The sequence below is a fragment of the Corynebacterium halotolerans genome, from assembly GCF_050107895.1.
GTDB classification, from domain to species: Bacteria; Actinomycetota; Actinomycetes; order Mycobacteriales; family Mycobacteriaceae; genus Corynebacterium; species Corynebacterium halotolerans_B.
In genome coordinates this window covers 64,050-84,092 of record NZ_JBNILW010000008.1, presented here as the reverse complement: position 1 = coordinate 84,092, position 20,043 = coordinate 64,050, and the positions used below count along the sequence as shown (strand labels likewise).

Here is a 20,043-nt window from a genome sequence, read left to right as displayed (position 1 = left end):
ACGCACCGCAATCACCGAGCACCGATCTGAACCTCAAGGAAAGGACTGAAAAGTCATGAGTGGAATCTCCCTCTCCCGCCGTTGGCTCTCCACCGCGGTCTGCACCGCCCTCCTGGCGTCCACCGTCACCATCGGCACCGCCACCGCCCAGAGCAGCTCAAACGGTTCGCTCGCCCTGAGCTCCGGCAGCTCCACCGGATCCAGCGCCGGCTCCCAGAGCTGCACCGCCGTCGGCAACGGCGACTGCGAAGTGGATAACGGCTCCGTCCAGGCCGCCGTCGACGGCCTGATCGGCCAGGACGCTGTGACCACCGAACTGACCATCACCGGTCTGCGTGACACTAGCGAGGACATCTCCGTCGCCTACTCCGCCGAGGGCCTCGAGAACGTCGAGGCGACCAGCACGGACGACAAGGTCTCCATCACCCGGGACGGGGATGTCTTCTCCGCCACCGTCGCCGGTGGGCTGGATGAGGGCGAGTACGTCACCGTGTCCATCGCCGCCGACCTGATCGAGGACCACGAGGGTCCGCGCACCCAGTCGCTGAGCCTGGTCAGCGCGACCCAGGCCACTGACGCCCTCAACGCCGTGCCGGGGATCGTCTTCGCCGCCCTCGGTGTCTACGCCCTGATCGAGCACGCCCACAACATGCACTGGATCCCCCGCGAGGTGGACCAGCTGCTCTACCGGCTGACCGGCCGCGACCCGGAACTGTCCCGGATCCAGTGGAGCCTGTTCCAGTAACGCGCTGAACAGCGATGAAAAGCGGGCCGGAGGAGCAATCCTCTGGCCCGCTTCTGTCATTCACTGCGGTAGAGTGCGGCTACACCTGCGGCACCTCGGCCGGCAGCCCCGGGTCGGTGGCCACGTCCAGCTCAGAACCCGCGGCCCCCTCGGCGATGCGCTGGGCGGCCAGGGTCGCGATCATCACGCCGTTGTCGGTGCACAGCGCCGGCCGCGGCACCCGCAACTCGATGCCCGCGGCGTCGCACCGCTCCTTCGCCAGCGCCCGCAGCCGGGAGTTGGCGGCCACTCCGCCACCCAGCAGCAGCACCTTGGCGCCGGTGTCCTGACAGGCGCGCACCGCCTTGAAGGTCAACACGTCGCAGACGGCCTCCTGGAAGCTGGCGCAGACATCCGCCACGGAGATCATCTCGCCGTTGCGCTCGGCGGCCTCCACGTAGCGGGCCACGGAGGTCTTCAGCCCGGAGAAGGAGAAATCGTGGCGGTGGCCGCGTTCCTCATCCACGCGCTTCATCAGCCCACGCGGGAACTTGATGGCCGCCGGATCCCCCTCCCCGGCCATCCGGTCGATCACCGGACCGCCCGGGTAGCCGAGCCCCAGCAAGCGGGAGACCTTGTCGTAGGCCTCGCCCGCGGCGTCGTCCAGCGTGGCGCCGAGCTCACGCATCGGCCGTCCCACGGCGTCGACCTCCAGCAACTGGGTGTGGCCGCCGGACACCAACAGGGCGACCGAGTGCGGCAGGGCCTCGCCCTCCAGGTTCGCCACCGCCACGTGCCCGCCCAGGTGGTTGACGCCGTAGAAGGGCACACCCCACGCGGCGGCGTAGGCCTTCGCGGCCGACGCCCCGACCAGCAGCGCACCGGCCAGTCCGGGACCAATCGTGGCGGCCACGGCATCGGGCTTGTCGACGCCCGCCTCCGCCAGCGCGGCCCGCATCACCGGCCCCATGGCCTCCAGGTGGGCACGGCTGGCAATCTCGGGGACCACCCCGCCGAAGCGGGCGTGCTCGGACATGGAGCTGGCCAGGGAATCCGCGATGACCTCCAGGCTCGGCTCACCGTTTCCGGTGCGCAGCCGCACGATGCCCACGCCGGTTTCATCGCAGGAGGTCTCGACCCCCAGCACCACTACCTCGCGCTCACTGCTCATTTACTCGTTCACTCCTGCTTGCCCGGGTCATGGTGAAGGCGTCCGCACCAGAGGGCTGATAGTAGTTGCGGCGGATGCCCTGGTTGGTGAAGCCATAAGCCTCATACATCGCGATGGCGGCGGCGTTGTCCGTGCGGACCTCGAGGAACACCTGCGCGTCGAACTGGTCGGCCACGTGCATCAGGTTGTCCATCATCAACCGCCCCAGTCCGCGGCGCTGCTGGGCAGGATCCACGCCGATGGTGTGGATCTCGAACTCGGGGTCGGAGCGTGGGCCCAGCATCGCCATGCCGGCGTAGCCGAGCATTTCGGCTTCCTCGGTCTCGTCCTCGAACACGCCCAGGTAGAAGGTGTGCGGGTGGGCGAACTCCACCATGAAAATATTCTCGGACCAGGGGTTGTCCCCCGGAAACAACTGCTTTTCCAGCTCGGCGCAGCGGGCGGCGTCGCCCGGGCGCAGTTCCCGTAATTCCACTGTCACTGCACCTCGGGGATGGCCGGGGACTTAGGTCTGGGTGCCGGCTCCTTGGCGTCCGGCCGACGCAGGTAGAGCGGCTCCAGCGGGGCCGGGGCCGGGTTGTCCAGGTCCGCGACCGCGACAAGCGCCGCAGCCGTGGGGGCGAGATCCACCTGTTCGGCGTTCCCGTCCACCGCCGTCAGTTGCTCCGCCAGGTGGGCTGGCACGGAGACCACCTCCACCGGGTGGCCCGGGGTGACGTTCGCCGGGGCCTGGACGTTCGGGCCAGCCACCCGCTGCCCCGCCTGGTAACTGGCCCAGTAGACCTCGCGGCGGCGGGCGTCGGTGGCCACCAGGGCGTCACGTCCGGCGAGTTGGTGGGCGATCGCGTCGAGCGAGCACACCCCGTGGACCGGGATGCCCAGGGCGTCACCGAAGGCGGCCCCGGAGGCCATCCCCACCCGCAGGCCGGTGAAGGGTCCCGGGCCGCAGCCGACCACCACGGCGTCCAGGTCCGCGAACGTCGTGCCGGCCTGAGCCAGCACCTGCTGCACCGTGGGGGTGAGCAGCTCATTGTGGCGGCGGGTGTCGGGCAGGATCTGTTCGGTGACGGTTCCGGCCGCGGTGTCCACGAGGCCGGTGACCAGGTCGGGGGTGGAGGTGTCGATAGCTAGTACAAGCACATCTCCCAGGGTAGTACCTGCCCCGGACATCGCGGCATCCGGAAAGCCGAAAGCGTGGCTACCGGGATCAGCCGAACAGGGCCCAGCCTTCGGCCTCGGTCTTGGCCAGCGGCATCAGGCTGCGGGTGTCGAAGTAGCCGGCCAGCGGAACCGAACAGAAGTCGATGCTGTCGCGCGGGATCTTGTCGAAGGAGGCGGTTCCCTCGGTGTCGCGCAGCAGCAGGTAACTGGTGTCCTCCGGAACCTCATTTCCGCCCAGCTCCAGCGGCGCGGCGTCAACCTGGTAATCCTGGCCGATCGACTCCTCCGTGGCGCCCGGGCAGATCAGCGCACCGGCGACGTACTGCTCGCCGTAGACGTCGGCCGGGGAGATCGCGGTGACCTTCAGCCCCTGTTCGTCGATGGCCGCGACCGCGCCCTCCAGGGCGTTGGAGTCCGCGAAACTGTCGTCGGGGCTTTCCGCGTTGGCGATCAAAAAGCCCATCGCGGCCAACCAGACGACCACGACCGCGGCCACGATACCCTGGCCGATTTTGCTGAGACGCACTTTGGTTGCTGACCTTTCCTCGGAGGTGATTTCCCTCCCACCGTACCGACGACGGCTGGCCGCCGACTCCCCGGGGGCTGGGTGTTTCCTGGCAGTCTGGTGCGGCGGGTCAGCCGCCGACTGTTTCCCAGGTGAAGATGCGGGCCTCCGAGTCCGGGTCCTCGGCCACCGCCGTCTCCCGGTCGAGGTGGACGAGCAGATAGCGTTCGGTGATCTGCTCCACCAGTCCCCCACCCCACTCCGCCACGATCACGGCCTGGGTCAGGTCGGTGTCCAGGTCCAGGGCATCCAGTTCCCCCACCGGATCCCCGGAACCTCCCTCGCCGAGCAGCCGGTAGGCGTCCATGTGCACCAGGGCCGGCCCGCCGACCGTCGAGCGGTGTTCCCGGGCGATCACGAACGTCGGGGAGGTCACCCGGCCGCGGACCTGCATGCCGATGGCGACGCCCTGGGTGAACGTCGTTTTGCCCGCCCCCAGCGGACCGTCGAGGATCACGACGTCGCCGGCCTCGAGGGCGGCGCCCAGGTCCTCGCCGAAGGCACGGGTGTCCTCCGCCGTGTCCAGACGGCGGCTGCCGGTTTCCGGAAAACTGCTCTTCACTTAACTCTCACTTCCTGTGATCTCACGGCGGGTCCGGCCGGTCGGTCGGCAGACGATCTCATAGTTGATGGTGCCGGTCGCCGCGGCCAGTTCGGTGGCGGACATGCCGCCCGTACCGAAGATCACCGCCTCATCCCCGGCCGTCACACCGTGCGGGTTATCTCCCAGGTCCACCACGAACTGGTCCATGCACACGCGCCCGACCTGCGGGTAGCGGTGGCCCCCGATGCCGACGTCGAGGTGCCCCTGCACCGCGCGCGGCAGACCGTCGGCGTAGCCGCAGGGCACCAGGGCCAGCCACCCGGGTTTGTCGGCCCGCCACGTCAGCCCGTAGCTGCTGCCCTCCCCCGGCGCGATCGGCTTGACCGCGGTGATCCGGCCGACCCAGGTCATCGCCGGCCGTAGACCGTGGTCCCGGCCAGGGACCGGTTCCAGCCCGTAGAGCGCGACACCGACGCGGACCTGGTCGAAGTGCAGGTCCGGGCGGGTGAGGGTGCCCGGGGAGTTGCACAGGTGGTTGACCGGCACCTCGAGCCCCAGGGACCGGGCCACGTCGATGGCCCGGCGGAAGGTCGCCGCCTGTTGGTCGGTGGCCGGATTCCCTGGGTCATCTGCGCAGGACAGGTGGGAGAACAGCCCGGTCACGGTGATATGGCTGGCCGCCTGCAGGGTGGTCAGCGCCTGTGCCCACTCGGACTCCTCCAGCCCGGAGCGGTGCATGCCGGTCTCGACCTTGACAGCGACGCGGGCGGGCACGGCGGCGTCGGCAAGCGCCCGGACCTGCGCCAGGGTGGACACTCCGAGTTCGATGTCGGCGGCCAGGGCGGCCCGGAAGTCCTGCCCCGGCGACCAGATCCAGGCCAGCAGCGGCGCGGTGATACCGGTCTGCCGCAGGCCGTGGGCTTCGGCGAGGGTAGCGACGCCGAGGGCGTCGGCACCGTGGGCCAGCATCACGCGGGCGACATCGGCCGCACCGTGGTTGTAGCCGTCGGCCTTGACCACCGCCATCAGCCGCGCGGCCCCCACTCGCTGTTTGATGGTGCGGGTATTGTGCGCGACGGCATCGAGATCAATGCGGGTGGTCAGCAGGTCCATGTCCGATATTGTGCCACCGGCACCGCCGGCGGCCGTGCAGTACCCGGGACAGGGCTACTCCACGGTGACGGACTTGGCCAGGTTGCGCGGCTTGTCGATGTCATCGTTGCCGCAGTTGCGGGCGATCTCCGCGGACAGGAACTGCAGCGGGACGGTGGCCAGCAGCGGCTGCATGATCGACGCGCTCTGCGGTAGCTTGATCAGCCAGTTCGCGTAGGGCTCCACGGACGTGTCGCCCTCCTCCGCGATGACGATGGTCTTGGCGCCCCGGGCCCGGATCTCCTGGATGTTGGAGACGATCTTGGAGTGCAGCTGCTTCACACCGTGCGGGGAGGGCACCACGATGACCACGGGCAGATCGTCCTCGATCAGCGCGATCGGCCCGTGCTTGAGCTCGCCGGCGGCAAAGCCCTCGGCGTGGATGTAGGCCAGCTCCTTGAGCTTGAGCGCGCCCTCCAGGGCGACCGGGAAACCCACGCCCCGGCCGAGGAAGAGCATGGTCTGCACGGCCCCCAGGTAGTCGGCGATGCCCGTGATCTGTTCCTGGACGCCCAGCAGCTCCTCGATCTTGGCGGGAATCTCCGCCAGCGACTCGTAGATCTCGGCGATCTCGTCCGGGTACTTGGTGCCGTGGGCCTGCGCCAGTGCCAGACCGACGAGGTAGTTGGCCGCGACCTGGGCCAGGAAGGCCTTGGTGGAGGCCACGCCGATCTCCGGGCCGGCGTGGGTGTAGAGCACCGCATCCGACTCGCGCGGAATCTGGGAGCCGTTGGTGTTGCAGACCGCGAGCACCTTCGCGCCCTGGGCTTTCGCGTGGCGGACCGCCTCCAGGGTGTCGGCGGTCTCGCCGGACTGGGAGATCGCCAGCACCAGGGTGCGCTCATCCAGGACCGGGTCCCGGTAGCGGAACTCGGAGGCCACCTCGATCTGGACGGGGATGCGCACCCAGTGCTCGATGGCGTACTTGGCCAGCAGGCCGGAGTGGTAGGCGGAGCCGCAGGCCACGACGAATACCTGGTTGACGTACTTCAGGTCCTGCTGTGAGAGGTGCTGCTCATCCAGCACCACGCGCCCGTCCTGGTAGTGGCCGGCCAGGGTGTCACGCACGGCAGCCGGCTGCTCGTGGATCTCCTTCATCATGAAGGAGTCATAGCCGCTCTTCTCCGCGGCGGCGAGGTCCCAGTCAATGGTGAAGGGCTTGCCCTCGGCGGCAGTGCCGTCGAAGTTGAGGACCTCGTAGTTGTCGCGGGTGATCACGACGACGTTGTCCTGGCCCAGCTCCACGGCGTTGCGGGTGTGCTCGATGAAGGCCGCGACATCGGAGCCGAGGAACATCTCGTCCTCGCCGACACCGATGATGAGCGGGGTCGAGCGCCGCGCGGCGATGATCTGGTCGGGGTGGTCGGCGTGCATGAACAACAGGGTGAAAGCACCCTCGAGCCGGTTGAGGACGGCGAGCGCGCTGGACCGGAAATCCCCGGCGGTCTCGCCTTCGTTGTAGGCGAGAGCCAGCAGGTGAGCTGCGACCTCTGAGTCGGTCTCGGAGGCCAGCTCGATGCCCCTGGTCTCCAGCTCCTGACGAAGTGCCGCGAAGTTCTCGATGATGCCGTTGTGGACGATGGCCACCTTCTCATCGAAGGAACGGTGCGGGTGGGCGTTCTCATCGGTCGGTCGGCCGTGGGTGGCCCAGCGGGTGTGTCCGATCGCGGTGGTGCCGCGCAGGTTCTCCGTCCCGTACTCGGCGACTCGGTCCACCAGGTTGGCGAGCTTTCCGGCACGCTTGACCAGGTTGATCCGGGGACCGAGCGGATCGTCGGGGGCAGCCACAGCGATACCTGCGGAGTCATACCCGCGATATTCCATCCGCTGGAGCGCCTCAAGCGAGACCTCCAGGCCCTGTCGATCACCGACATATCCAACGATTCCACACATGGAGAAAAAATTACACGCCTCACCGGACACACGCACCCTGCGACGTGCCGGAGCGGAGGGGAGATTCAACGGCGCGGGAGCAGCAGCATGGATTATCCTCGGAGACGTGTCTGAGAATCTGAAGAAGCATCTGGCAAAACTGTCCAAGCGCGGCCCTCACCGCGTGCTCGTCGGTTCCCTCGAGTACGCCGGTATCCAGGGCAAGGTCTACACCCCCGCAGAGGGCGACGGTGTCCCGGGGGTGGCTTTCGGACACGACTGGCTCAAGGGCATCGACAAGTACCACGCCACCCTGCGCCACCTGGCCAGTTGGGGTATCGCCGTCGCCGCCCCGGACACCGAGCGGGGCTTCCTGCCCGACCACCGGGGTCTTGCCGCGGATCTGGAAAGCTGCCTGCAGATCCTCGCGGGGGTCCGGCTCGGTCAAGGCAATGTCACCGTCAACCCCGGCAAGCTGGGGCTCGCCGGACACGGTATGGGCGCCGGCGCGGCGATCCTGACGGCCACCGGCAACACCAAGGCGCACGCCGTCGGCGCGCTCTTCCCCGCGGACACCACGCCGTCCGCGGAAGCCGCAGCCCGCTACCTCTCCATCCCGGGGCTGATCATCGGCACCGCGGACAAGGGCATTGTGGAAGCCGGGAACCCGGCCAAGGTGGCCTATAACTGGGCCGGCCCGGTGGCCTACCGCGAGTTGGAGAACCTCAAGCAGCAGGGCTTTCCCGAGGACACGGCGTTCAAGCTGATCGCCGGTCTCGGTCGGCCGCAGACGGCCGGTCAGGAGACCGCCCGCGGTCTCCTGACCGGGTTCTTCCTCCACCAGTTGGCCGGGGAGAACAAGTACGAGGGCTTCTCCGCCCCCGCGGCCGAGGCCAAGAAAGTCGTCTCCTACACAGGCGATGAGCTCGCCGAGAAGGCCGGTGTGCCGCAGGAACAGCCGGCGCACTGACGCTTTCCTCCGCTAGGATTTCTTCAGCACTCCCTGCACGGGTCCGGGTCTTCTCCGGTTCCGGACAGGGGTTTTCAGTTCCCCGGTCACCGGCGGTGCCGGGTGCACCACGGGCTCAGGGCGGTGACTGGTGGATCTGCTCCGTTGCGGAATGGAGCCGCGGGACGGTGGGACGGAGCCGCGGGGTTTCCGCTGGGTCTTCTCCATATCGGTCTGTGCTTTGGCCAGTGCCTTCTCGAACTCCACCATCCGTTGCGCAGTGCGCTCCCGGAACTGTCGGACGAACTCATCGAATTCGAGGGTCACCACGCACCCGCCTTTCTGGCCGTGCCCACTGAGTCAGATTCCGGTGGTGGTTCGGGGGCAGGAGCCGGTGCAGGTGCCGGGGGCTCCGGTGCCGGTGCAGGTGGTGGGGGCTCCGACGCAGGTTCTGGGATGGGCGGCACCATCTGCACGGATTCGGTGTTGATGAGCTTCTTCGGTGGCGGATCCGGTTCCGGTACCGTCGACAGGTCTATTTCCGGTTCCACCGCTGGTGCCGGTTCCGGTTCAGATTCCGGTATGGGCTCCTGTTCAGGTGTCTCCGCCGGTGGCGTCTCCATGTCCTCCAGACACTCAATCAACAGGCCGATACCCAGGATGGCCACGCCGACTCCCAACAACCCGAGGACACCGCTGCAGCATTCACTGGTCGACGGCGGACATTCCTCCCCAGCTCCTTCTTCCGGCAGACAGTCCACCGCTTCCGGTCCGGGGACTGGCTCCGGCTCCGGGGTGGGATCAGGTTCGATCGTTGGTCCGGGCACCGGCTCAGGTTCTGGCGCCGGTGGCGGTGTCCCACCGGGCGAAGTGGCGGCGGGTGTCGTCCCGGGGTCGGGAACAGGTGCCGGTTCCGGGCTTGGTGCAGGTTGCGGGAGTGGCTCCGGCGCATCCTGCGGCGGGCAGTCCGTCGGCTCCGGAACTGGTGCGGGCGACGGGGCCGGTGCCGGTTCGGCAGCGCAGTCCTCCGGTGCGGGTGGACAGTCTTCCGGCGTGGGCTCCGGCTCAGGATCCGGTTCTGGCTCAGGTTTCTTCTCCGGTGGTGTCTCGGGTTCCGGTGGCGACCCGGGCTTTGGCGTCGGAGCCTTCTCCGGCGGCGTTCCCTCGGTGACCGGTGGCGGGGAGGTTGCGGGCGATGTCGGCACTCCCCCGTCCGCCGGCGGCGCCGTTGGCTCGCACTCCGCAACTTCCGGCGGCAATTCCGCGCAGGGCTGCTGACAGATCGCCTGCCCCCTGTCCAGGAGGTGGTCATAACACTCGCTGATGATGCTGTCGCGTTCTTCGCAGGTCCCCGTGATCATCTCCCCGGTGGAATCGATGACCGTGGCTGCGTTGCGGACCGCCGCCATGAACTGCTCGGGGTGTTCGTGCGGGTCAACCGTCCCCAGGTACTTCAGCAGCACGTCCAGTAGCTGGGTGGCCCGGATCAGCGCCGCGTTCAACGCGGCGTCTGAATCCTCGACCACCTGGTCAACCACCTCAGTGGCCTCTCCGGCCTCGTCCGCCAATTGCTCCGACTCATTGCGCCGGTCGAACCAGTCGGTGGCGACATCGCTGAGCAGTCCCCCGATCGCACCGCTGGCCGCCTGCCCGAGAAATCTGAGCACGAGGGGTAGGAGCCGGTTGCGGAGCTGGCCCACCTGCGTATCCCCGACCGCAGAGCGGACATGGGTCATCAGGGCCCCGGTATCCAGGCCGTCCGTGCTACTCAGAGCTGTCTGCAGGGATTGTTCCGGTACCGCTGGCCCGGCATAGGTGCCGCGGGACGCTGCCTGCAGGTCACGCACGGCCCGATGAAAGGGGGCGGTGTCCATGCTGCCGCCGCTCATGAGGTGGCCTTCAGCGTGGTCGCGAACCCCTGGTCGGTGTCACCGTAGACGTGTACCTGCCGCACCGCGGCTGCGGTGGTGGTGCCCAGGGCGTCGATACGCGTGGTGCCCGCTTCATGCAGCGCAGCCAGCATCATGGCGAGTGCCGCCCCGTGCCCGCCGAACCCCGCTCCGGCGGCCGCGGGCGGATAGCCCGGTGGGCTGGCGGTGTGTCGCCTGCGTTGTTCCTCGGTCTCCTGCTGGGTCGCCTGCAGCGCCCCCAGCGCTGCCGATGTGTCCAGGTCCAGTTCGGTCATGATTCCCCCTCGGTGCAGTTGCAGCTTCATCTGCTTTGACTGCACCGGACCTCGACCGGTTCCCGTTCCCGGAGAATCAGCTCCCTCAGACCGCTGCGACGACCGCCGCGAGCTGGCCCGCGATCTTGCGGGCGAACTCCTCGTCCTCGGCCTCGACCATCACGCGGAAGAGCTCCTCGGTACCGGAGGCCCGCAGCAGGACACGGCCGGTGTCCCCCAGTTCGGTCTCCGCGGCGGCGATGGCGGTGGTGACACCGGAGTCCTTCATGATCGACGCCTTGTCGGAGACCGGGACGTTGATGAGGACCTGCGGGAGCACCTCCATCACCCCGGCGAGCTCCTGGAGCGACTTACCGGTCTCCGCCATCCGGGACATCAGGGACAGACCGGTCAGCGTGCCGTCACCGGTGGTGCCGTGGCCGGGCAGCACGATGTGACCCGACTGCTCACCGCCGAGAGAATAGCCACTGGCGTTGAGTTCCTCCAGCACGTAGCGGTCGCCGACCTTCGTCGTGACGAGCTCGATGCCCTCGCGCCGCATCGCCAGCTTCAGACCCAGGTTGCTCATCACGGTGGCGACGACGGTGTTGTGCCGCAGGGAGTTGTTCTCCTTCTTCGCCACCGCCAGGATCGCCATGATCTGGTCACCGTCCACGACGTTGCCCTCAGCGTCGACCGCCAGGCAGCGGTCGGCGTCACCGTCGTGGGCCAGGCCGAGGTCCGCACCGTGCTCCTTGACCGCCTGCTGGGTCTGCTCGATGTGCGTGGAACCGCAGCCGTCATTGATGTTGTAGGCGTTGGGTTCGTTGTGGATGGCGGTCACCTCGGCACCTGCTGCGGCATAGGCCAGCACCGCCACCTCGGAGGCCGCGCCGTTAGCCGCATCCACCACGACCTTGATGCCGGACAGGTCCGTGGGGACGGCCTCACGCAGGTGCGCCAGGTAGCGGTCCTGGGCGTCGGGGGCCTCCTCGATGATGCGGCCGATGCCGTGGCCGGTGGGGCCGTCCTCGGGCAGGTTCGCCATCTTCGCCTCAATCTGGTCCTCCACCTCATCGGGGAGCTTGCGGCCCCCGGCGGAGAAGAACTTGATGCCGTTGTCCGGCATCGGGTTGTGGCTGGCGGAGATCATCACGCCCATGTCAGCGCCGTAGTCGTCGGTGAGGAAGGCCACGCCGGGAGTCGGGATCACACCGACCCGCAGGACGTCGACGCCGCGGCTGGCCATGCCGGCTGCCAGTGCCGCCGCCAGCATCTCCCCGGAAACGCGCGGGTCCCGGCCGATGATCGCGGTGGGCCGCCGGCCACCGCTGCGGTTTTCCGCTGTGAGGACGTCTGCCGCTGCTGCTCCGAGTCGGAGTGCGAGCGGGGCGGTCAGCGCCTTGTTGGCCAGTCCACGGACGCCATCAGTGCCAAAGAGTCGAGTCATGGGAACCATTATGCCTGCCTGCCCCGGCGAGTCCGTTCACCGGGCACGGCGGTTTCCCGGCAGTTCCCGTCGCACTTTCCGCTGACCCCACCGCGGCGGTTGCTGTGAAGCGTAAGAGAAAGACTTAACGCTTGGAGTACTGCGGGGCACGACGTGCCTTGTGCAGACCTGCCTTCTTGCGCTCGACGGCACGAGCGTCACGGGTCAGGAAGCCGGCCTTCTTCAGGGCGGCACGGTCACCCGGGTTGTACACGTTCAGTGCACGGGCGATCGCCAGGCGGAACGCACCGGCCTGGCCGGTCGGGCCACCGCCGTGGAGGTTGGCCTGGATGTCGAACTGGCCCTCGCGCTCGAGCAGCACCAGCGGATCCTTGATCAGCTGCTGGTGCAGCTTGTTCGGGAAGTAGTCCTCCAGGGCGCGGCCGTTGCACTTGAACTCGCCGGTGCCCGGAACGAGCTTGATGCGGACAATGGCGCGCTTACGGCGACCGACGGTCTGGATCGGGCCCTCGTGCTGGATGGGAGCCTCGACGGTCTCCTCTTCGGAGACCTCCGGAGCGATCACATCACCGATGGTGTTGGTGAACTCCTCGGTGGCGGCAGCTGCGGCGGCGATGTCCTCGGCGTCAGCTACGTTGTTGTCGATGTTGTTCGGTTCAGTCACTGTGACACCTGCTTGATCTCGTAGGTCTCCGGCTGCTGGCCCGCGTAGGGGTGCTCAGCGCCGGCAAAGACGTGAAGCTTCTTGGCGGAGGAACGGGAGAGCTTGTTCTTCGGCATCATGCCGACGATGCTCTCCTCGATCACGCGAGCAGGGTGAACCTCGAGGGAACGTCCCAGGGACATCGTCTTCAGACCACCCGGGTAACCGGAGTGGCGGTAACGCATCTCACGATCGCGCTTGTTGGAGGAGACGTGAACCTTGTCGGCGTTGATGATGATGACGTGGTCACCACAGTCGGTGTTCGGAGCGTAGATCGGCTTGCCCTTGCCGCGCAGCAGATCTGCCGCGTGGGTGGCCAGGCGACCCAGCACCACATCAGTGGCGTCGATGACGTACCACTTACGGGTGATGTCACCGCTCTTCGGGTGGAAAGTAGACAAAATGACTCCTTAAAAGTCTGTCTAGGACTGCCGGCCAAAAGTAGTGTTGGGTGAAAGCGTCATCCCCGGCGGCCGGTGGAGACCCGGTGATGCACTGCTGCCTGCACGCGACCCCAAGAGGCCGAAAAGCACAGACTTCACACAAGACCATTCGATTTTAGGCCACGATCCCCGGAAACCCAAAAACACCACGGCGCGGGGCGGGACCGGCCCACGCCTGGTCATCCGTCTCCGCGCCGTGGCGCTCACATGTGGTGGGTGCCCCAGGTGCCGGCGGCGGCCAGCCCGGTGCCGCGCTCCCCAGCGAAGTGGTCTGCCCTCACGTGGGCTTCGCGGAGAACCTCACACCGGTCACCTGGTATCCCGGCGGTGGGTCAGCCCCAGCTGGCCGCGGCCATCCGGTTGACGTCGCCCATCCGCTCATTGCCCTGGGAAACAGTGCGCGAGATCGTGGCCAGGATGGTGTTGAGCTCTGCGGCGGCGTTGTCCCACTTGGCCTGTGCCGCTGCGTAGGCGGCCGCGGACTCTATGGGCATACTTGGGTTGTAATAATTCAAGCGGCCACACAGCGGATATAGCGAGTATCCGGGGGCCTGACACGGAAAAACGGAGTTTCCATGCCTGTAGACAACACTATCGAATGCGCCGCCCTTTTGGAAGCAGCGGACCGCCTCTCCGCCTACGAAATGCGCCAAGAGCGGGTGAAAGAGGCAAAAACCCAGGCAGTTCAACGTATCGTTGCCCAGCTCACGGCACGCGGTGTGGAGCTTAACCAGTTCATGCGGGCCTGTGAGGTTGTGGACCACCTGGACATGGTGGGCCTTAACTATGACGCGATGAGCCTGGGTGTGTTCGATGCGTTGCGTGCGGACGGCGCCCTGTAAGCGGTTGATCCGGCAGTGATCTGGTGCCCTAAGGACACTTAGGCCACCTAGTGACGGCCGGATACCGTCAGCGGCTTTAGTTCGGACAGTTACCGCACAACAAACGTCCCCCGTTCTCCACCCCGTAAGCGCCCCAAGACTCGGCTAGGGCGGCCCGGCAACTGAGTGCGCATAAGTTGCTAGGGCGGGTTCGGATAGCCCCTCCACGGTGATTGTGGGTGGGGTTTATTCGGCATGGGCTTTGTGACGTTGGGAGAGGTTTTTGTGAGAAATCACCGGGTGAGGGGTCATAGCATGGGGTTTACTCTATTAGCTTTGTCCCTTCCCCGTCCCCGCCTGGGGCGCACTGCCCGTTGTGGCAAATTTTCCACAACGGTGTCGGGTACCCCGTCCCCGCACGGGGCGCACTGGTCAGGACTTTATGACAGAAATGTCAGAAAGCCCTTCCCCGTCCCCGCACGGGGCGCACCGGCCACCAGTTTTACACATTTTGGTGATAAAGCCCTTCCCCGTCCCCGCACGGGGCGCACCCTCCCCCACCAGCATCATCACATGCTCGTCTTGCGATACCTGTTCAACACAAACTGCTCCGCAAGACTAAACCCCGTAAACCCCTCAGACCGGTGCACAGCAAAACTCCCCGCCTGATTCCGCCACTGAACAAAAGACGGGTTAGCAGCAATACGGGCGGCGACGCTCATCACAACCTCACCAACACCCTCACGCCACTTCCCGCCCGCATCCTTACCCCGCCCCCGGGTATAAGCCAGCACATACGCACCAGCCATCTCCAGGGCCTGCTCGGCCTGCTCAGTGTCGGGCTGTGCCGCCCCGTCGAGGAGAAACGCCTGCAAATCCCCGGCGGTCGGCTGCATTAGGCATCACCCTCTACAGACTCCAGGAGGATGACACCCTCCGGGCGCTGCAAACCCAGGTCGTAGCGGGAGACTACGCGGATGCCGATCTCGTCGGTGTCTGCGTACTTCTCCGTCAGGATGGTGATCTGCGGGTCAATGTCTCGGACGATCACCACCTCATTGGTGTTGAGGAGTGCTCCCTTGCCCTTGGGCACCTTGTTGGAGACGGTGGCCGGGATGCCGAATAGGGTATAGCTGACGCCTTCCTGGAGGGTTTCCTGGATGAGGTACCGGCCGTCTGCGTCCTTGAGCTTGCGCAGGGTGTAGAAGTCGGTGCCGTTGAGGAGCCAGCGGTTCGGGGTGACCTCGGCGGCGGTTGCCAGGGCCAGGGCGTCGAGGAGGCTATCCGGGTCGGACAGGTCAAGGACGCCGGTCTGGGTGCCGGTCTGGTTGAACAGTCCGGTGATGGTGTTGTCGGTGCCGTCTCCGTTGAGGAGTGCGTTGTCAAGCTCGGTGCGCACGTCCTCCACCAGTCGCTGCTGGAGCATCTGGGTGACGCCGTTCTGTGCCTGTCGGACCAGCTCGTTGGTGACTCGGCTGATGGCCTTGAGGCTCTTTCGCTCGGACGGCATAAGGGCGATTTCCGAGGTTCCGACGGTGTAGTTGTCGGGAATCTTCTCGCCTTCCCCGATGAATCCGACCGGGCCGGAGGAGTCGAGGCGGGGAATCTTGACCGGGGCGCTGGAGTTGATGATCGTTGCGCCGCTGCCCAGCATGACGGAGGCCGACTGTAGCGGCTTGACCAGCATGTTCTGGACCTGATCCTTGATGAGGTTGTTCTGGTTGGCGGTGTTGTTCACCATAGTTTTACTCCTAAAAGTATGTTTAAATGAGAAAGTCCCGCGCATTTATTGCACGGGGTGGATAAGATACGGCCATTTCCGACGGCCATAAGCCTGATTAAAGTACTTGTTACGTTAATCGGGTGGGGTTTAGATCATGCCCCGGATGATGTTGATGAGGTCCGGTGACTCTGGTGCGGCACTGCCGCGATTCCCGCCCCCAATATCAGAGGCAAACTCCCGCTTCCGCAGGTGCGGCTTACGCTCCACAAGCTCCGTGATCGCCTCTGTCAGCGCCTCCTCGTCGTCTAGGTGCCCCGGGTCAAACGGCAGGTCTGTCGCGTCCTGCAACCGCCCATCCAGCGCCACCAGCGCCGCGTGAAGACGACGGTCTACCGTGTCGTCAACCTCGGCAGGCTCATCTCCAGCCGGCTCACTCGCTGCTCCAGCCTCATGATCTTCCACCGCTGTACCCACATCTTCATGATGTGCATCCTCGGCCACCTCCGGGGCGTCCACCTGCTCGTTAGTCTCGTTTTCAGTGCTCATCCTGTAACCTTCCTTCCTCGATAAATGACTAGCCCGGGCTCCCACCACGGGCCGTTGTTGCTGTCTAAGGGATTGCCCTCGATGGTCCATGTCTCCCCGTCCGGGAGGGTGATCTCGTCCTGTGGTTGGAACGTGTCCGGTGGGGCGATGATCTGAAGCTCGTCAATGGTGCGGAGAATAGAATCTGGGTCACCCTCGGTGCTTCGGGTCACTTCCCAGCCCAGCACGTTCACCGGGACGGGGTCGCCCTGAATCCATTTCTGGTCACCCCACCGGTCGGGCTCACTGAGATAGCGTTCCCCGGGTTTCATGACTGTTTTACGTAGCGGCCATACCGACAAAACCGAACTCCTCCCGATACTTTTTCCCGAACTCGGCCAGCCCCTCCGACCTTCGCCACAACGTGTAGAGACGCTCCGCCTCGTCGCGGCCATCCCACTCCGGGCCATCGACCAGTGTGGCGGTGCAGTTGCAATGGTCGTGGGTTTCAAACCGGGCGGTGTCCTTGGTGTACACAGCCCCCCTCGACACCAGCATGGCGCAAAAAGCGCAGTTCTCGGACCCCGATAGCTGCCGTGCCCAGCCCGTGCGGTTCTCCCGTGCCGTGCGGATCACCAGCTCCCGTGACGCGCCCTTGATATGGCGTGCCGTGGCTGTTGCCAGACGCCTCCCCATCTCGACCTGCATGTCTTCCATGTCCGGGGCCAGGTAAGGGGCGATGCTTGTGGTCTGCATCTCCCGGGTCGCCGGGTCATACATCTCCACCTGGGCCAGCCTCGGTTTCGGGGCCAGCCCAGCGGAGTTGACCACCATCTTCCGCGTCGCGGTCAACGGGTACCGGTCACCATCCGGGATCACCAGGAAGGGATGGTCTTTAGCGATTGACTCGGCCTCATCCCGGATCATCCGACGCCGGCGCCCCATGATCTCCGGGTACAGCTGGTCGGCTAGTTCATACGCGGTATCAATGCTGGTGGGCACCCCGTAGCCGAACACTAGGTCAGCGGCCACGGGCTTCATTGCCCGCTCTACCGCCTCATAGGAACGCTCCATCACCTTCATAGACCATCCACCCCGACCGCCTGCCGGGCTTCCTCCGTGGTGATGATGCCTAGGGAGTGAAGCTTGGTCACCGCGTCGGCCTCCTGGGCTTGGGAGCGGGTGGCAAAACTGCCCCACTGAATCCACGCCTCACACTGACTGACCGGTACCCCCTGGTCCACGGACACCATGAGGATCACCGCGTACTCAATCGCCATAGTCAGCACCCGTGCGCGGGACTCAGCCCGGGCCGTGATGGATGCCTCCGCCGAACGAATAGCGTCCGCCGACGACGGGTTTGAGGATGTGATGCCGACCATATGGGCCGGGAGGGCAGACGTCGCCATGATCTGCTGCATCACTACATCCACAGCGGTCTTGTATCCGTTGAGGTCACCTCCCGGGAGCTGCCCGAACTTCGCGGCGTCACTCTCGCTGATCCACATACGGTAGGAGTCCTCGAACGGGTTACGCACCCGCTCCGGTTCCTCCTCCAGTGCCCCACCATCTGCGGTGAAACCGTCGCCCCCTTCCTCAAGGGCCACACCGGTCGCCCACCGCTTCGGGCGCGCCACATGCTCAGACGCGGTGAGCATATCCGCAAGAATCTTACTCAACGCATCAACCAACGGCCCCAGGTCATCCACCACCGAATACCCACGATCATCTGTCACCCGGTCAAGGTTGATTAGCGGCACCACCGGAACCACCCCGAGAGGATTGTCCACCTTGCGGACGATCTTCAAGCCACCAGCCTCGTCCCGGGCCATCCGGGTGATCTCGTCCGGGCCGTAGAAAATCACGTGCTCATCGACCATAATCCCCTGGTGGTCATGCTCAAACCAGCGCTTCACCGCCCCGGTGACCTCACTGGTAATTGGGTCGCGTGACACCGTGACTTGCTCGGCAGACTCCACCGTGATCGTCGGCCGGTTTCCCTTCGCTCCCCACACGATGAGATACGCGGACCCCACGGCCAGGGCATCCACGATGGCTGACTGTAAGCGCTGATCCATGCCTAGGGAATCCCAGTAGGACTCCATCCGGTCGGACACGTCCACGCCGTTTGCCTTCGCCGTCACCTTCTTAACCTTCATCCGCTCCGCGACCGCGTTCACCGCGAGACGGCAAATATTGACGGAAAAGGTCTGTAGATCCTTGTTGTCAATCTCGTCCACGTGGAACCTGAGTGGCTGGTCCCCCCGATACCGCCTGTCCCGCTCCATAACAACCGGCTGCTCCAGCTGGAGCTTTTGCACCAGCTTCTCGGCCTGTTCCTGAACTGTCATTTGAACCCCCGTACTTTCTTTCTTCGCTTGTGGCTCGGCAACGCCAAATACGTACACCGTGAGTGGCACATCATTAGTGACACCGCCAGGTCAATCTTTTGCTTCTCGGACGGCTTGACCAGCTTCACGCCCGACGACTTCTCCTCCAGCGACGCCCGCAACACATGCGAGGTCAGCGACTTCTCCCCGGAATGCGTCAACAGCCCCCCGTGGATCGCCCCCCGAAGATCATTGGTCGCCGGGGTCTGCCGCCTCGGTGTCTGCGGGAAGGAATGCACCGGGTAGCCCTCTTCCTTCAACACAGTCAGCGCGTACATCCACAAGTGCGTGTCCGCCACGATCTCTTGAACGTCATAGACGGACGCTAAATCGCGGATACGCTGCATCACTTCCAGCTGGTCCACCCGGTACCCAGCCTCTTCCTTCGATGGCTCCCACAATCCCCCGACCTGATAATGGGGAACCTTCGAGACGGACCCCACCACAATGGCCGTGGAGTCATCCGAGGACGATCCATCGAACGCCAGCACCACCCGGGAGCCTGGCGGGATCATCACGCCCTCGCGGCCGCACTCTTCCCACTTCTCGGCGTTGAACGCAGGCTCGCTCGACTGCTCAGACCATTGCCCCAGTCGTGCCCGACGGAACTCCAGCTCACTCGTTTTGGGCGGCAGCTGGTTGCGGACGTTGGCCTCGGTCAGCCAGTCGTCATAGGCGGGATTGGCCTCACGCCACGTCTCCGGGTCACTAATCGGGCGCTTGGCATCGACCCCGAACTCCACCAGTGAAAACGTGGGGTCATCCCGGTTGGACCGACCCTCGACCACCAGCTCCCACAACGGAGACGCCTCACGCCACCGGGCCGGCGACGGGGTACCAATCGCCAGCACCTTCCCGAACTCATCCTTACCCGTGGACAGGATCGCCGCAGCGAACGCCTCCTTACGGACAATGCCCACCTCATCGATGATCGCCAGCGTGGCGTCCTCACCTTCAATGCGGTGCGCCTCACCAGGTAATGCAACAATCGAACTGTTCGACCCTGGCACTTCAATGCGGTCACTGTATATCTTGCACCTGGAATCAAGCTCTGGGTTCATCTGGACCATGCGCTTCGCGGTGGTCAACAATCGCATCGCGGAACGCTCGTCCTGGGCCACGATGATGCACCGTGCCCCCTCAATCCCCGACATAAAGACGTGATGCAACGCGATAGCAGCAGCAATCCCCGACTTGCCATTACCCCGAGGAATAACCCATACAGCCGTCTTCAGCTCATCGCCGTACAAGGTAGACGCCATATCCACCTGCCACGGCCTGAGCTTCATCGGCCCACCGGCCCCCTTACCCTTCGGAACCCGCAGGAACTTCTCCGCGAACAGTCGCAACTGCTCTCCGCCCCGGCTCCTCGGGTTCCACTCCAACGGCGACAGGTCCGCCGCCGCCTTCGGCCCCGCTCTCACTGTTCACCACCACCAACAATCACTTTCCACGGAAAGTAATTGTCTCTCCCCTTAGGGGTCATCAGGTCGGGATCGGACTCGTCTGGGGTGTGTCCCCTGGTGTCTGTGTGCCCGTCTGGGCGCCTGTTGGCGTTGTCGTGGGGTTCAGTGCGAGTGGGGTTGTTGGTGGTCTTAGATCGGCTTCTATCGCCTCGTGCTGCTCCGCGTTTGAGGTTGCAGGTGAGGCACACGACGTCGATGTCTTGGAGGCGGATTGGTAGTC

Annotated in this window: 22 protein-coding genes and 1 pseudogene; 3 read left to right on the top strand and 20 right to left on the bottom strand. The window is 65.5% G+C overall.

Annotated elements, in window-relative coordinates; translation table 11 throughout:
- Positions 1–55: 55 nt before the first annotated feature.
- Positions 56–745, top strand: a complete 690-nt coding sequence (locus ACQCVD_RS09480) for a hypothetical protein (RefSeq protein ID WP_426823499.1) — start codon at positions 56–58, stop codon at positions 743–745.
- Between the two features lie 79 nt (positions 746–824).
- On the opposite strand, the gene tsaD is transcribed toward ACQCVD_RS09480, so the two are convergent.
- The 7 genes from tsaD to glmS form a co-directional block, all read right to left on the bottom strand.
- Positions 825–1,895 carry a tRNA (adenosine(37)-N6)-threonylcarbamoyltransferase complex transferase subunit TsaD gene (gene tsaD, locus ACQCVD_RS09475; protein ID WP_426823498.1) on the bottom strand — a complete coding sequence of 357 codons (1,071 nt, stop codon included), beginning with the start codon at positions 1,893–1,895 and terminating at the stop codon, positions 825–827.
- Positions 1,885–2,370 (bottom strand): ribosomal protein S18-alanine N-acetyltransferase, encoded by a 486-nt coding sequence (gene rimI, locus ACQCVD_RS09470; protein WP_426823591.1) that lies wholly within the window; start codon positions 2,368–2,370, stop codon positions 1,885–1,887. Before rimI ends, tsaD begins: the two co-directional genes overlap by 11 nt.
- A 2-nt stretch (positions 2,371–2,372) precedes the next feature.
- Positions 2,373–3,035 carry a tRNA (adenosine(37)-N6)-threonylcarbamoyltransferase complex dimerization subunit type 1 TsaB gene (tsaB, locus tag ACQCVD_RS09465; RefSeq protein WP_426823496.1) on the bottom strand — a complete coding sequence of 221 codons (663 nt, stop codon included), beginning with the start codon at positions 3,033–3,035 and terminating at the stop codon, positions 2,373–2,375.
- A 67-nt stretch (positions 3,036–3,102) separates the two neighbouring features.
- Positions 3,103–3,582, bottom strand: coding sequence for a hypothetical protein (locus ACQCVD_RS09460; protein WP_426823495.1), 480 nt, complete (start codon positions 3,580–3,582; stop codon positions 3,103–3,105).
- Between the two features lie 109 nt (positions 3,583–3,691).
- Positions 3,692–4,183, bottom strand: a complete 492-nt coding sequence (gene tsaE, locus ACQCVD_RS09455) for a tRNA (adenosine(37)-N6)-threonylcarbamoyltransferase complex ATPase subunit type 1 TsaE (protein WP_426823493.1) — start codon at positions 4,181–4,183, stop codon at positions 3,692–3,694.
- Positions 4,184–5,278 carry an alanine racemase gene (gene alr, locus ACQCVD_RS09450; RefSeq protein ID WP_426823492.1) on the bottom strand — a complete coding sequence of 365 codons (1,095 nt, stop codon included), beginning with the start codon at positions 5,276–5,278 and terminating at the stop codon, positions 4,184–4,186. It lies immediately after the preceding gene.
- Positions 5,279–5,332: 54 nt separating this feature from the next.
- Positions 5,333–7,210 (bottom strand): glutamine--fructose-6-phosphate transaminase (isomerizing), encoded by a 1,878-nt coding sequence (glmS, locus tag ACQCVD_RS09445; RefSeq protein WP_426823491.1) that lies wholly within the window; start codon positions 7,208–7,210, stop codon positions 5,333–5,335.
- Between the two features lie 106 nt (positions 7,211–7,316).
- Between glmS and ACQCVD_RS09440 the strand changes: the two genes are divergently transcribed.
- Entirely contained in the window at positions 7,317–8,159 is an 843-nt protein-coding gene (locus ACQCVD_RS09440) for an alpha/beta hydrolase (RefSeq protein WP_426823490.1), read from the top strand.
- A 302-nt stretch (positions 8,160–8,461) separates the two neighbouring features.
- Here ACQCVD_RS09440 and ACQCVD_RS09435 read toward each other — a convergent pair whose 3' ends face one another.
- From ACQCVD_RS09435 to ACQCVD_RS09410, 6 genes and pseudogenes are all read right to left on the bottom strand, one after another.
- Positions 8,462–10,027 (bottom strand): hypothetical protein, encoded by a 1,566-nt coding sequence (locus tag ACQCVD_RS09435; protein WP_426823489.1) that lies wholly within the window; start codon positions 10,025–10,027, stop codon positions 8,462–8,464.
- Positions 10,024–10,323: a hypothetical protein gene (locus ACQCVD_RS09430; RefSeq protein WP_426823488.1), complete on the bottom strand. Its 300-nt coding sequence runs from the start codon at positions 10,321–10,323 to the stop codon at positions 10,024–10,026. Before ACQCVD_RS09430 ends, ACQCVD_RS09435 begins: the two co-directional genes overlap by 4 nt.
- An 85-nt stretch (positions 10,324–10,408) precedes the next feature.
- Positions 10,409–11,752 carry a phosphoglucosamine mutase gene (glmM, locus tag ACQCVD_RS09425; RefSeq protein WP_426823487.1) on the bottom strand — a complete coding sequence of 448 codons (1,344 nt, stop codon included), beginning with the start codon at positions 11,750–11,752 and terminating at the stop codon, positions 10,409–10,411.
- Positions 11,753–11,876: 124 nt separating this feature from the next.
- A complete protein-coding gene (gene rpsI, locus ACQCVD_RS09420; protein WP_426823486.1) occupies positions 11,877–12,416 on the bottom strand; it encodes a 30S ribosomal protein S9 in 540 nt (179 codons plus the stop codon).
- Positions 12,413–12,856 carry a 50S ribosomal protein L13 gene (rplM, locus tag ACQCVD_RS09415; RefSeq protein ID WP_426823485.1) on the bottom strand — a complete coding sequence of 148 codons (444 nt, stop codon included), beginning with the start codon at positions 12,854–12,856 and terminating at the stop codon, positions 12,413–12,415. Before rplM ends, rpsI begins: the two co-directional genes overlap by 4 nt.
- A 374-nt stretch (positions 12,857–13,230) precedes the next feature.
- Positions 13,231–13,383, bottom strand: a pseudogene (locus ACQCVD_RS09410) (WXG100 family type VII secretion target); the annotation flags it as partial.
- Positions 13,384–13,473: 90 nt separating this feature from the next.
- Here ACQCVD_RS09410 and ACQCVD_RS09405 point away from each other — a divergent pair.
- Complete coding sequence (locus tag ACQCVD_RS09405) at positions 13,474–13,740, top strand: hypothetical protein (protein ID WP_426823484.1); 267 nt, start codon at positions 13,474–13,476, stop codon at positions 13,738–13,740.
- Positions 13,741–14,288: 548 nt separating this feature from the next.
- Here ACQCVD_RS09405 and ACQCVD_RS09400 read toward each other — a convergent pair.
- The 7 genes from ACQCVD_RS09400 to ACQCVD_RS09370 all read right to left on the bottom strand — a co-directional run bounded on the left by ACQCVD_RS09400 (position 14,289) and on the right by ACQCVD_RS09370 (position 19,646).
- Positions 14,289–14,615 carry a hypothetical protein gene (locus tag ACQCVD_RS09400; protein WP_426823483.1) on the bottom strand — a complete coding sequence of 109 codons (327 nt, stop codon included), beginning with the start codon at positions 14,613–14,615 and terminating at the stop codon, positions 14,289–14,291.
- Positions 14,615–15,460: a phage major capsid protein gene (locus tag ACQCVD_RS09395; RefSeq protein WP_426823482.1), complete on the bottom strand. Its 846-nt coding sequence runs from the start codon at positions 15,458–15,460 to the stop codon at positions 14,615–14,617. The genes ACQCVD_RS09400 and ACQCVD_RS09395 overlap by 1 nt, the downstream gene beginning before the upstream one ends.
- Positions 15,461–15,589: 129 nt before the next feature.
- On the bottom strand, positions 15,590–15,988 hold the full coding sequence (locus ACQCVD_RS09390) for a hypothetical protein (RefSeq protein WP_426823481.1): 399 nt from the start codon (positions 15,986–15,988) through the stop codon (positions 15,590–15,592).
- Positions 15,985–16,299, bottom strand: a complete 315-nt coding sequence (locus tag ACQCVD_RS09385) for a hypothetical protein (RefSeq protein WP_426823480.1) — start codon at positions 16,297–16,299, stop codon at positions 15,985–15,987. The genes ACQCVD_RS09390 and ACQCVD_RS09385 overlap by 4 nt, the downstream gene beginning before the upstream one ends.
- A 7-nt stretch (positions 16,300–16,306) precedes the next feature.
- Positions 16,307–17,050, bottom strand: coding sequence for a hypothetical protein (locus ACQCVD_RS09380; RefSeq protein ID WP_426823479.1), 744 nt, complete (start codon positions 17,048–17,050; stop codon positions 16,307–16,309).
- Positions 17,047–18,387, bottom strand: a complete 1,341-nt coding sequence (locus tag ACQCVD_RS09375) for a phage portal protein (RefSeq protein ID WP_426823478.1) — start codon at positions 18,385–18,387, stop codon at positions 17,047–17,049. Before ACQCVD_RS09375 ends, ACQCVD_RS09380 begins: the two co-directional genes overlap by 4 nt.
- Positions 18,315–19,646: a terminase large subunit domain-containing protein gene (locus ACQCVD_RS09370; RefSeq protein ID WP_426823477.1), complete on the bottom strand. Its 1,332-nt coding sequence runs from the start codon at positions 19,644–19,646 to the stop codon at positions 18,315–18,317. Before ACQCVD_RS09370 ends, ACQCVD_RS09375 begins: the two co-directional genes overlap by 73 nt.
- Between the last annotated feature and the right edge of the window lie 397 nt (positions 19,647–20,043).